Raw genomic sequence first — 12,611 nt, 5'->3', positions numbered from 1 at the left:
AAGAAAGATTATTTTTATGCATTCGTGTTGGCTAAATCGTGATGTTGAGTCGATTATGGCTCTGCGAAAGTTGAGTTAAAAAGAATAGGCCGATGTCAGTGTGGATAGAAGGGGCAGGAGAAAGGACCTCTACCACTACAAATGTTGATACAATAAACTTTGCAGAAATTGGCGCGAATTTTGCTAGTACAATATAACAGACGAACACCAGGTAAATAGCAGTCAATGGACAAAGGTACTTGCAGAAAATAATGAAAATTGGACAACAAGGGGTAGGTAGAGTGCTGGCAGGGTGTTTTTACAATGACGGAAGAATTAATAATGAGGAGTTTGAAAAAATAGTATCCAAATATAATAAAATAATTCTGCGCTATGTCAAGGTCTATTATTTGCCTGGCGGTGACTACCGTGATTTGTACCAATGGGGCTTAATCGGCTTGTATAAAGCCGTTTGTTATTATGATGAGGCTCGCGGCAGTTCCTTTCGTCTGATTGCCGAGCTTAATATCAAGAACACAATTAAATCGGCGGTTACCATGCACAATCGCAAAAAACACGGCATTCTTAATGAAGCAATTTCACTTAACGCCATAGTTGAGTTGTCAAACACAAACAACCGAAGCCAACTCGAATTACAAGGGGTATTTAATACGAATTCTGCCAATGACCCTGTCGATATGATTATTGAAAAGGAAAGCATCACTAGGATTAGTGGTGAACTGGCAAATGTTTTGTCGCAGTTGGAGAAAAGAGTTATTGGCTTATATATTGAAGGCTATAAACAGCGGGAAATCGCGCAAAAGCTGGATTTGCAGGAAAAGGTGGTAGATAATGCTATCCAAAGAGCACGCAAAAAGATGGCGTTACACATGAAAGAATGGAAAAGTTTTTGCAAGAAGCATAAAAAACCAGGCACCTCCGGCTTGGTACAAACAGGACTGCTTTGCGTAACCGTATAAGCTAAAGCAGCTCATTTTTCAAGTCAGCCACTCTAAACTCCCTGCTTGATACAGAAGGGAACTTAGAGTGGTTTACTTTATTTGGGTTGTTTCTTTATGAAGCTCCGGTCATAAAAAAATCACCTGCTGTATGCTAAAGCAAAGCACCAGGTGATCCGCGCGGGTGTGACTATATTGTGGTAACAAGTTACATTACCTGGAGATTTTTATATTCACTAATATCACCATACTGTTTCACTAGAAAACTAATAAAATATCGGCTAGCGATAGGCAATGCCTTAAAATTTTTGAATGCGATACCGATGGTACGGACAATGGCAGGCGATATCTTTTTGGTTACAAGATTATAGCTGATTCGATTTAATATCAATTCCGGCAGAATAGAAATTCCCAGCCCTTTTTCAATCATCGACATAATGGTATAGTCGTCATGAACGCGATAGTGGATGTTAGGCTGTAAATTATTTTTTTTGAAATATTCCAGCGGCTCGCATAACTGGCCTTCATCCAGGAGAATGAACGGTTCGCTTGACAATTCTGCCAAAGAGACCTGCTCACAGGCACTTAGTGGGTGATTGTATGGCAATACGGCTAACATTTCATCGTGTTTTAAAGCAATCGTGTTTAGCTCCGATACCGCATAGGGATTGACGAAGCCGAAATCGACGCTGCCGTCTCTGACTAATTTTGCAATACTGGTGTATTCGCCCTGATGAAGTTCAAAAACTACCGACGGATATTGATTTTTAAAGTCCTTCATTAATCCAGGCAGCCAATGACAGGAAACGCTTGAAAACACTCCGATGCGGATGATTCCGCTTTGCAGGCCGCGCATTTCTTTTTGTTTTTCCATTAACTCCCGGTGTGAATTAGCCAACCTTCTGATATAAGGCAATAATTCCTCGCCGTCCGGTGTGAGGGCAATTCCTTTGCGCGAACGCAGCAACAGGGTTGTCGCAAGCTCTTTCTCCAGGGAATGCACCATTTGGCTTATGGCCGACTGTGTATAGCCCAGTTCTTCAGCTGCTTTGGTAAAGCTGCCGGTTTCCAGTATAGTCATAAAAGCGTGATAGCAATTCATTAGATTACTCCTAATATATTAGAATATCTTATATAAAGATAATAAACATTTGTTTTACTGATGTCAATGCACATGCTAGAATAAAGTACTAGATCAGCGACTAAGACATCAGAGGTTTGAGAATAATGGAAACTAATCGTATTCACTGGAAAAATGGTTTTCGTGATGGCATTCCGATTGCTCTCGGATATTTTGCCGTCTCCTTTACTTTTGGTCTGCTTGCTAAGAAGGCCGGTCTTACGCCGTTTCAGGCAGTGGCTATTTCTTTAACCAACCTAACCTCTGCAGGCCAATTTGCCGCATTAGGGTTGATGGGGGCTTCCGCGACCTATCTGGAAATGGCATCTACCCAACTGATTTTAAACCTGCGATACTGCCTGATGTCGTGCGCGCTGTCGCAAAAGCTGGATTCCAAAGTTCCCTTTTGGCATCGGTTTTTGCTGGCGCATGGAGTCACGGATGAAATCTTTGGCGTTGCGGTTTGTAAAAGTGGCAAACTTAATCCGTTCTACCAGTACGGCTTGATGAGCAGCGCTATTCCGGGATGGACGCTTGGCACATTTTTTGGTGTGATTTCCGGGGATGTTTTACCTGAAAGGATAATAAGCGCTTTGAGTATTGCCCTTTACGGTATGTTTATTGCGGTGATTATTCCGCCGGCAAAAGGCAATAGAATTTTGACTGGTATTATTTTATTATCCATGCTAACAAGTCTGTTTTTTACAAAGTTAGTAGTATTCCAGTATGTTTCTCCGGGCTTTAAAATTATTCTGTTGACAATACTGATTGCCGGAATGGCGGCATTCCTGTTTCCAATGAAGGAAGCGGCTGAAAGTTGTCCTGCCGAGGGGAGGAGCATTGCTCCCGCACTCCGGGAAGGCGGATTACCATGAGTGAGAATCTCTATCTGTATATACTGGTTATGGCCGGAGTAACCTACCTGATACGGCTCATTCCTTTGACGCTATTAAAAAGAGACCTCAGTAATGTCTATGTTAAAACATTTCTGTATTATGTTCCCTTTGTTACCCTGGCAGTGATGACATTTCCCGCTATTCTGGACGTAACTGCAAATGGTTGGTCTGCCTGGGGCGGGTTTGTTATTGCAATTATTCTTGCCTATCAGGGCAACAGTCTTTTTAAAGTCTCGGCGGTGGCTTGTATTACAGTTTTTTTAATTGAACTTATCGTCTTTTGATTAGTGGATTCTGGAAGATCGGGAAAGATTGCAAAACCTGCTTTCAAGCCGTAAGGCAAGAAAGCAGGTTTTGTTGTTTTCACTGCAATAACCGGGTCTGATTGTATTTTAGGCAAATGATTAGATTGCAATAGCATTTACTTCAAATCATTAAAATTTATATGTAGTCTCACACAGATTTCCAAGAGAAAAAGGTTATTGGCATCCTTTAACGACAGACTGGTCAGCTCTTCCACTTTATTAATTCGATAAAGCAGGGATTGCCGGTGCAAATGTAAGATTCTTGCCGTTTCTGACATGTTTTTCGACTTCAGATAGACCTTCAGTGTTGTCAGTAAGTTGGTTTGATTCTTATTGTCATACTCGATAATCGGCTGAATGATTCTAAAAGAGCTTTTCATAATATCCTGATCGATTGCTAAGACGGACAGCATCTTAAATAGTATTGTATCCTCATAGGTATACCGGATGTTTTGCGTAATCTTTTGCGGGCATAATCCTTGAGCCAACCTGGCATGCATATAACATTCATGGTAGTTGGTGGGGTCGTTATTGCTCTCGCTAATTCCCCAGGACAGGGTGATGTTAGGAAATACTGCCTGAAATTTTTTTTCTACCTTGTCTAAAAATTTGTTGATTTGTTGGTCAGAATAGGCTGTCTGATTTTCCAGATAAATAATGAGCTGTTCTTGCTGATAAGTCAACATAACTTGCTTATGCATTTCGGAGGCAATAAACAATATTTCTTCCTTGAGAGAGCCAATATTGGAGATAATCCATTTATTGCGCTCTTTTTCTGAGGCAGAATTTTTGACGTGGATTTTTCCCACAATGCAGGTATAGGAATAAAGCAGGTTAAAGCCGAGAATTTCGCCGGTTTTAATAAGCTCATCCGGAGATTCTGTTGATCCCTTGGCCAGCTTCCAGACAAAATCGTCCTTGGCATTTTGCTTTGTCGACTGAATAATCCATTCTTTATCAAACCACAGGATCAGCGCAGCGATTAAGTAACGGTCGATCAAAGCATGATTAATGGTTATGGCGTTATTAGGTTCAAATTCAATGTACCCATATAATCTTTCATTGTTTTTAATTTTATATAGATTCTTTGTATGGACAACTTCTGCGGACTTTTTCTTTTTGGATTTGATAGCTTTGGAAGCACCTTTTAATGCAAGATTCACATCATAAATGGCACAGTCACAGGTTAACTCGTTGGCGATTATTTGCGCCAAAGTGTCAATCGGCATATTTTCGAGATAGGCGGTGAGCAATTTTTTGTGGATGCTTTCTAAAAAAGTAATTTCATGTAAAGTATCGGCCCGTATTTGTTTAAGCACAGCTTCAATTACATCCGCAAACCGGCATTCCCAAGGAATGATAATTACCGGAAACTGGTGGGAATGAATATATTCCAGGCATGAGGACGGCAATTCGGTTGTATTTGCCGGCGTAGCCAGCAGCAAGGCGCAGGCCTCAGCCTGATGGATGCCTGTGATTAATTCCAGCATGGCTGCTTCGTCATTTTCACAGCCAAGGGCGGTGGATAACACCAGTTCATTTTTACGGACAAAATCACCTACAGGCAACTCAATTACCGAAATATATTCGATTGGCCGCTCAGTTAACCGAGTCTCGCCAGATAGGACAGTAAACCAGGGAAGCAGACCGGATTTAAGAAAATAATCAAGAGTAAGCATTATGTTCCTCCCCATATGACAGTTTGTATGAAAACTTGCCCCTTCGTCTCTTACAATTGGTTTATTGTTAACAAGGTCGCTCTATTCTATCATAAGAGTAAAGAATCTCAGATCTACAAAGCCGCTTTTGTAAATCTGTGTCTAAACATAACATAAGTCAAGGAGTGGTGCAAGATGAAACTGAATACAGCAGTCATTCATGCAGAACAGGTGGTTGACCCAATACATGGCTGTCATGTAAGCCCTTTATATCAAAGTTCAACCTTTATCCTGCCTAATTTCGACGAGGCGGTACGCCTGAATCAGAACGTTGATCAGGGATTTGTGTACAGCCGGTTTGGCAATCCGTCTGTCAACGAATTTGAGAGAAAAGTCGCCAGCTTAGAGCATGCGGAGTCAGCACTGGGTCTGGCTTCCGGACTGGGGGCAATTACGGTTGCCACTATGTCGCTCTTAAAATCAGGTGATCATATTGTCTTTGGTGATGTTATCTATGGCTGTTCTTTTGCCCTGTTCACCAAAATTCTGCCTAGCTTCGGGGTTGAGTATACCATTGTTGATACCACAGATGCGCAAGCCATTGAACGGGCCATCAAACCCAATACCAAGGTGGTATATGTGGAAACTCCTGCAAACCCGACATTAAAAATTACCGACATCCGGGCAGTTGCCGATGTGATTAAACAGCACAAGGACGTTAAGCTTGTAGTGGACAGCACTTTCGCTTCCCCTTACCTGCAAAATCCGCTGGATTTGGGCGCAGACGTTGTTGTACATAGTGCCACTAAGTTTCTTAACGGTCATGGTAATGTCACCGCCGGCGTTATTGCCAGCAGCAAAGAGATAATTGACCGCTGCCGGATGCCGTTCCTGCAATGCTTTGGCGCCGTGCTTGATCCCTTTGCCGCCTGGCAGATCGTCCAAGGCATGAAGACGCTGGCAGTCCGTATGGAACGGCATTGTGAAAATGCTATGAAAGTAGCGGAATTTTTGGATAAGCACCCGAAAATCGAACGTGTCTACTATCCTGGCCTTGCCACTCATCCAACGCATGAAATTGCCAAAAAGCAAATGCGCGGTTTTGGCGGCATGATGAGTGCAGATATCAAGGGCGGCGTGGATGCAGTCCGCACTGTAATGAATAATGTTAAGGTATTCTCTCTGGCAACCAGCTTGGGTAATGTTGATTCACTGATTCAGCATTCTCCCAGCATGAGCCACTTCGACATGACGGAAGAAGAACGCAACGCTGTCAGCATTTTTGCCGGTCAGGTTCGTTTGTCCATTGGTATCGAAGATGCAGAAGACCTTATCGCCGATCTGGATCGCGTACTTGCCATGGTTTAACCTTTAGTATTTGGTCATGAAAATAGTTGGATCAGGGAAATAAGAATTCCCTAATCCAACTATGACTGAATATTTACTCAGTACAACGGAGGCAGATATGGTGAAAATAATCAATTCTCAGAATGCACCAGCAGCAATTGGTCCGTATTCACAAGCCATAGTGGCAAATGGCTGCGTCTATACATCCGGGCAAATCGCATTAGACCCTCGTACCGGGGAAATCAACGGCTTGGACATTACCCAACAAACCGAACAGGTCATGAACAACCTTGATGCGGTATTGGCTGAGGCAAAGTCAGGACTTCGCAACATAATCAAAACAACCTGCTTCTTAGCAGATATGGGAGACTTTGTGAAGTTTAATGAAGTGTATGAAAAATGGATACAGCATAAGCCGGCACGGAGTTGTGTTGCTGTCAAAACCCTCCCTAAAAATGTGTTGGTTGAGGTAGAAGTAATCGCATTAGTTCAAGAGTAATAGTCGCTTAGTTGCAGCCGGACAATGAGCGGATTTTTGTTGAGACTTAATCAGAAAGAGAGGGACGGGTATGCAAAAAATGGTTGAAATTCGTTGGCATGGACGTGGTGGTCAGGGTGCAAAAACCGCTTCTTTGCTATTGGCAGAGGCTGCGTTTAATACAGGCAAGTTTGTGCAGGGATTTCCGGAATACGGTCCGGAACGCATGGGAGCACCCATCACTGCCTATAACCGGATCAGTGATGAGCGCTGCACCGTACATTCCAACATTTATGAGCCGGATTATGTTGTTGTCGTTGATGCCACGCTGCTGGCTGCTGTGGATGTAACACGCGGACTCAAACAGGATGGTGCAATCATCATCAATTCCGAAAAATCGCCTGAAGAGTTGCGGCCCATGCTCAAGGGATACACCGGCAAGCTTTGCACGATTGACGCCGACAAGATTTCCGAGGAGGAACTGGGGCGCAACTTTCCCAATACACCAATGCTGGGGGCGGTGGTGAAGGTTAGTAATCTGATTCCTGAGACTGAATTCATTGCCGATATGGAGAGCTCATTTAAACACAAATTTGCCAGCAAGCCACAGGTCATTACAGGCAATATGAACGCTTTAGCGCGTTCCATGAAGGAGGTTTTGGGATTGTGAGCCGTTATACTCCTGCTGCAAAAGTGAACGAGCAAATCACCTGGAAAGACATTGCACCCGGCGGTGAAGTGTATGAAGGCGGCACTGCCGCGCTGGTAAATACCGGCGACTGGCGGACCATGATTCCCGCATTCCTTGCGGAGAACTGCAAGCACTGTATGCTCTGCGTACCTGTTTGCCCGGACAGCTCAATCCCTGTAAAGGACGGAAAGCGTCTCGACTTTGATTTCATGCATTGCAAAGGCTGCGGTATCTGCTGGAAGGTATGCCGCTTTGAGGCGATTACCTTTGGAAAGGAGGCCAAGTAAATGTCCATTCGTGAAAGGCTTTCCGGCAATGAAGCGGTGGCTTATGCCATGAAACAGATTAACCCTGATGTCATGGGGGCATTCCCGATTACCCCCTCGACAGAAATCCCGCAGTATTTTTCTCAATATGTTGCCAATGGTCAGGTAGACACCGAGTTTGTGGCTGTTGAATCCGAGCACAGTGCTATGTCTTGCTGTATCGGTGCGCAGGCTGCCGGTGGACGTGCCGTCACCGCCACTTCCTCTTGCGGCTTGGCCCTTATGTGGGAAATGCTGTATGTAGCTGCTTCCTGCCGCCTGCCCATTACGCTGGCCTGCATTAACCGTGCGTTAACAGGCCCCATCAATATCAACAATGATCACAGCGACTCCATGGGCGCAAGGGATTCAGGCTGGATTCAGCTATATGCGGAAAATAACCAGGAAGCTTATGATAACTTTTGCATGGCAATGCGTATTGGTGAACACCCGGAAGTACGCCTGCCGGTCATGACCTGTCAGGACGGCTTTATTACCTCCCATGCCATTGAGAATATTGAGCTTTTGGAGGATGAGAAGGTCAAAAAATTTGTTGGCCCTTATACTCCCGAGCATTACCTGCTTAAGAAAGACAATCCGCTGGCCGTCGGCCCTTATGACATTGCCGCCTACTATATGGAACACAAATATCAGCAGGCTGTGGCTATGAAAAATGCCAAACAAGTGATACTGGATGTTGCCGACGAGTTTGAGAAAATATCCGGTCGTTATTATGGGCTTTTTGAAAAGTACCAAATGGCTGATGCTGAACAGGCCATTGTCATTATCGGTTCCAGTGCCGGCACGGCTAAGGCTGCCGTAAATGAGCTCCGGTCCCAAGGCGAAAAAGTCGGACTGATTAAGCTGCGCGTATTCCGTCCCTTCCCCCGGGAGGAACTGGCAGCTGCCCTCTCAACTGTCAAAGTTGTTGCGGTAATGGACAAGGCAGACAGTTTTTCCGCCTGCGGCGGCCCTGTATTTGCCGAGACGCGCAGTGCCTGCTACAGCCTTGCAGCTCCGCCCTGGATGATCAATTTTGTCTACGGACTTGGCGGCCGGGATGTACGGGTTGAGGATATCAAGTCTGTATATGAAGAGCTTAAGCAAATACAGCTAAGCGGCAATACCGGCGAAATCTACCGTTATCTTGGTGTTAGGGAATAGGGGGGAAAAGAAATGGCTTATAATCTGAAAGAAGAGCTCGCCAAGCCGGAACGTTTGTCCGGCGGGCATAGGATGTGTGCGGGATGTGGTGCTCCGGTTGCTGTGCGTGGTGTATTGCGCGCCTTGGAGCCGGAGGACAGGGCGGTTATCGGTTCCGCTACAGGCTGTTTGGAAGTATCTACCTTCCTGTATCCCTATACGGCCTGGCAGGATAGCTTCATTCATACCGCGTTTGAAAACGCCGGAGCTACTATCAGCGGGGTGGAAGCCTGCTACAAGGTCTTAAAGAAAAAAAGGAAAATTGATGATACCTATAAGTTCATTGCTTTCGGCGGCGACGGCGGCACCTATGATATCGGCTTCCAAAGCCTCTCCGGTGCCATGGAACGTGGTCATGACATGGTGTATGTCTGTTATGACAATGAGGCCTATATGAATACCGGCATTCAGCGCTCGTCTTCAACCCCGAAATTTGCTGACGCAACCACATCGCCGGCAGGCTCGGTCGTGCCTGGCAAGCCACAGAATAAAAAGAACCTGACAGAGGTCATTGCTGCCCACAATATTCCCTATGTAGCGCAGACTACCTTTATCGGCAGCATGAAAGACCTGCACGAAAAAGCCCATAAAGCCTTGTATACTCCGGGTGCGGCCTTTCTTAATGTCCTGGCTCCCTGCCCGCGCGGCTGGCGCTATTCGCCGGAGGAACTGATGGAGATTTGCAAGCTGGCAGTAGAAACCTGTGTCTGGCCTTTGTATGAAGTCATTGAAGGTAAATGGGTGCTTACTTATCAGCCGAAAAATAAACTGCCGGTTGAAGACTATTTAAAGAAGCAAGGCCGGTTCAGCCATCTGTTCCGGCAAGGAAACGAATGGATGATTGCTGATATTCAAAAATCCGTTGACCAAAAATGGGAAGCACTGCTTACCCGGTGTCAGGGATAAGAGCATGTTTGGTTATTTTGCAGATGAAGGAAAAGGCTCGGTAACGAGCTTTTTCTCGAGATAATATAAAAATGATAACCCTAACAGATAAAGAATTATTTTTTTTCAAAAAAATAGTTTGAAAATTGTACAAAGTACTAACTATTGTTTCTTTTATAATAATCGGAACTCAAATTGATATTTAGACTTGCAGGTAACTAGTAATTTACAGATTTTTGGAATTTTACATCGAAAAAGGCGAACTTTTCCTAAAAGGCTTTTAATTAATTGCAAAGGAGCGGGTTTTTGTTGAAAAAAGCATTGAATGATGAGATTTCAGCATGCTTTGATGAAGTTGTCGCACTACGGCGAGACTTTCATCGCCACCCGGAACTGGGTTTCCAGGAGCACCGTACTGCAGCCAAAGTGGAGGAATACCTGAAGGAACTGGGCATTCCCACAGAACGAATTGCCGGCACGGGTGTAGTGGGGTTAATTAAGGGAAGTAAGCCCGGTAAGACGCTGCTCTTACGGGCAGATATGGATGCACTGCCTGTCCAGGAGGCGTCGGGACTGCCTTTCACCTCGGAGAATCCTGGTGTCATGCATGCCTGCGGTCATGACGGCCATACAGCCATGCTGCTGGTGGCAGCTAAATTACTGATGGCGCGCCGCGACCAGCTCCACGGCAATGTAAAGCTGGTATTCCAACCCAATGAGGAGTCTGACGGCGCAATCCATCTCATCCGGGAGGGGGTGCTGGAATCTCCCAAAGTGGACACTGCATTTGCCGTTCATCTATGGACACCGCTGCCCAGTGGTACCATTGGACTCCAAGCCGGGCCTGTCATGGGCGAGATGTTCATATTTAAAATTAAACTTACCGGCAAGGGGGGACACTCATCAGCCCCTCAGGAAGGCATTGACCCGATTCTTTGTGCCGCCTCCGTCATTCAGGGGGTTCAGGCCATTCAGACCAGGGAAATTTCATCCCTTGATCCGACGACCATTGTCTTTGGCAAAATCACATCCGATGGGGCTTACAACGTCATCTCAGGCCAGGTGCTGCTGGAAGGCACGCTGCGCTACCTTTATGACGGTGAGGACAACACGCCGCAGCACCCTAAAAAGCGCTTCCGCCGCGTGGTCGAGGGGCTATGCGCCGCCCATAACGTAGGCTGCGAGATCGAGCTGATCCCCAGCAATTACACTGTCATTAACGACGCAGGCAGTGTTGCGTTCCTCAAAGAGCGGGTGTTGCCTCACATAGTAGCTGCAGACTGCATTCAGCCTTACTGTTGCATGGCAGGAGAGGATTTTTCCGAGTTTACTAACCGTGCCGGCATTCCGGGGGCACTGGTTTTCATCGGTACAGGCAACCCGGCGGCGGGCAGCCATCATGCCCATCATACCGCCCAGTTCAATATAGACGAAGCAACGCTTTTAGACGGCGTGCGCCTGCATGTCCATACTGCGCTGGCATATCTTAGCGAATAACTCAATACTACAGTACCAGTTGTGTGCAGTTGTTTTTATCAAGTTGCCAAGTGCCTTTACATGGCAAAAACATAATAGGGAGGAACTAATCATCATGATGCCTTTTGAAAAAGCGGAATACCTTGAACGGCTCACGCAAGTGAAAGCCAGCATGAGCAAGCGCGGCATTGACGTGCTGCTGATCACTGACCCTGCAAACATGTGCTACCTGACCGGACATAATGCTTGGTCCTTTTATGTTCATCAGATGGTACTGGTGGACATCAATGAAGAGATGCCATATTTCATTGGACGCTATATGGATGCGTTCAGCGGTGTGGTGAAGACTACCTGGCTGGACAAGGAGCATGTGCGCGCCTATAGCGACGATCATGTTCAAAGCCTGACAAAGCACCCGATGGATTATGTATGCACCGTAGTTAAGGAGTTGGGGCTGGAGGCAAAAACTATTGGTGTGGAAATGGACAACTACTACTTCACAGCCAGAGCTTACCAACGTCTGGCACAGGGGCTTCCCCAGACCAAATTTGTCGACGGGGATTTGCTGGTAAACTGGGTACGCATTATTAAATCTCCGGCAGAAATTGCTTTGCAGCGCAGAGCCGGCAAAATTGTGGAAAAGGCCATGCAGGCTGCCATTGATACCATGGGTGCCGGTGTCCGGGAGTGCGATGTAGTAGCTGCCATCTACAATGCGCAAATTCGTGGAACAGAGGAGTTCGGCGGTGATTATGCGTCAATCGTGCCGCTGCTGCCGGCTGGCGAGGCTGCCGGCGCGCCTCATCTGACCTGGACTGACAAGCCTTATCCTGACAACACTGTCGTGGCGGTGGAGATTGCAGGCTGCCATCAGCGCTATCATTCTCCCATGGCCCGGACCATCTCCATCGGCAAGCCGTCGGAAGATGTAAAACGCACAGCCGAAATCACGGTGGAAGGTCTCAATGCTGCCCTGGAAATGGCGAAACCTGGCAACACCTGCGAGCAGATGGAAGCTGCCTGGAGCGGCGTGCTCAAGAAGTACGGTTTCTTTAAAGAATCCCGCATCGGATACTCCATGGGGCTCAATTATCCTCCGGATTGGGGCGAGCACACAGCCAGCCTGCGCCCTGGTGACAAGACGGTCTTTGTGCCTGGTATGACGTTCCATTGCATTCCTGGCATGTATCTGGACAACTACGGCGTGTCCATCAGCGAATCGTTTGTGATTACTGAGAACGGACATGAAACTTTTGCCAACTTCCCTCGCAAACTGTTTGTGGTCTAACAGGGCGCGTAAGTATTATCA

General features: G+C 46.2%; 13 protein-coding genes. 11 read left to right on the top strand and 2 right to left on the bottom strand.

Annotated elements, in window-relative coordinates:
* Positions 1–251 precede the first annotated feature (251 nt).
* Positions 252–959 carry a sigma-70 family RNA polymerase sigma factor gene (locus GT1_RS12465; protein ID WP_188399010.1) on the top strand — a complete coding sequence of 236 codons (708 nt, stop codon included), beginning with the start codon at positions 252–254 and terminating at the stop codon, positions 957–959.
* Between the two features lie 187 nt (positions 960–1,146).
* Here GT1_RS12465 and GT1_RS12460 read toward each other — a convergent pair whose 3' ends face one another.
* Complete coding sequence (locus GT1_RS12460; RefSeq protein WP_188399008.1) at positions 1,147–2,040, bottom strand: LysR family transcriptional regulator; 894 nt, start codon at positions 2,038–2,040, stop codon at positions 1,147–1,149.
* A gap of 125 nt (positions 2,041–2,165) precedes the next feature.
* Between GT1_RS12460 and GT1_RS12455 the strand changes: the two genes are divergently transcribed.
* On the top strand, positions 2,166–2,933 hold the full coding sequence (locus GT1_RS12455; protein ID WP_188399006.1) for an AzlC family ABC transporter permease: 768 nt from the start codon (positions 2,166–2,168) through the stop codon (positions 2,931–2,933).
* A complete protein-coding gene (locus GT1_RS12450) occupies positions 2,930–3,238 on the top strand; it encodes an AzlD domain-containing protein (RefSeq protein WP_188399004.1) in 309 nt (102 codons plus the stop codon). The genes GT1_RS12455 and GT1_RS12450 overlap by 4 nt, the downstream gene beginning before the upstream one ends.
* A gap of 137 nt (positions 3,239–3,375) precedes the next feature.
* On the opposite strand, the gene GT1_RS12445 is transcribed toward GT1_RS12450, so the two are convergent.
* Positions 3,376–4,938: a PucR family transcriptional regulator gene (locus GT1_RS12445; protein ID WP_188399002.1), complete on the bottom strand. Its 1,563-nt coding sequence runs from the start codon at positions 4,936–4,938 to the stop codon at positions 3,376–3,378.
* 174 nt (positions 4,939–5,112) lie between these two features.
* Here GT1_RS12445 and GT1_RS12440 point away from each other — a divergent pair, with 174 nt between their 5' ends.
* From GT1_RS12440 to GT1_RS12405, 8 genes are all read left to right on the top strand, one after another.
* Entirely contained in the window at positions 5,113–6,285 is a 1,173-nt protein-coding gene (locus tag GT1_RS12440) for a PLP-dependent aspartate aminotransferase family protein (RefSeq protein ID WP_188399001.1), read from the top strand.
* Between the two features lie 100 nt (positions 6,286–6,385).
* Positions 6,386–6,763: a RidA family protein gene (locus GT1_RS12435; RefSeq protein ID WP_223226224.1), complete on the top strand. Its 378-nt coding sequence runs from the start codon at positions 6,386–6,388 to the stop codon at positions 6,761–6,763.
* A gap of 70 nt (positions 6,764–6,833) precedes the next feature.
* A complete protein-coding gene (locus tag GT1_RS12430; RefSeq protein WP_188398998.1) occupies positions 6,834–7,412 on the top strand; it encodes a 2-oxoacid:acceptor oxidoreductase family protein in 579 nt (192 codons plus the stop codon).
* The gene (locus tag GT1_RS12425; RefSeq protein ID WP_188398996.1) at positions 7,409–7,720 is read left to right on the top strand and encodes a 4Fe-4S binding protein; all 312 of its coding nucleotides are present in this window, start codon (positions 7,409–7,411) and stop codon (positions 7,718–7,720) included. The genes GT1_RS12430 and GT1_RS12425 overlap by 4 nt, the downstream gene beginning before the upstream one ends.
* Entirely contained in the window at positions 7,721–8,902 is a 1,182-nt protein-coding gene (gene porA / locus GT1_RS12420; RefSeq protein ID WP_188398994.1) for a pyruvate ferredoxin oxidoreductase, read from the top strand. It begins immediately after the preceding gene.
* A 12-nt stretch (positions 8,903–8,914) separates the two neighbouring features.
* The gene (locus GT1_RS12415) at positions 8,915–9,847 is read left to right on the top strand and encodes a thiamine pyrophosphate-dependent enzyme (protein WP_188398992.1); all 933 of its coding nucleotides are present in this window, start codon (positions 8,915–8,917) and stop codon (positions 9,845–9,847) included.
* 288 nt (positions 9,848–10,135) lie between these two features.
* The gene (locus GT1_RS12410; RefSeq protein ID WP_223226219.1) at positions 10,136–11,323 is read left to right on the top strand and encodes a M20 family metallopeptidase; all 1,188 of its coding nucleotides are present in this window, start codon (positions 10,136–10,138) and stop codon (positions 11,321–11,323) included.
* Positions 11,324–11,417: 94 nt separating this feature from the next.
* Positions 11,418–12,590 carry a M24 family metallopeptidase gene (locus GT1_RS12405; RefSeq protein WP_188398990.1) on the top strand — a complete coding sequence of 391 codons (1,173 nt, stop codon included), beginning with the start codon at positions 11,418–11,420 and terminating at the stop codon, positions 12,588–12,590.
* The last annotated feature ends 21 nt before the right edge of the window (positions 12,591–12,611 follow it).

Source organism: Sporomusa sp. GT1 (assembly GCF_014634905.1).
In the GTDB taxonomy this organism is placed as follows: domain Bacteria; phylum Bacillota; class Negativicutes; order Sporomusales; family Sporomusaceae; genus Sporomusa; species Sporomusa sphaeroides.
The sequence above is the reverse complement of the archived record's forward strand: the minus strand, read 5'-3'. Positions and strand labels throughout refer to the sequence as shown.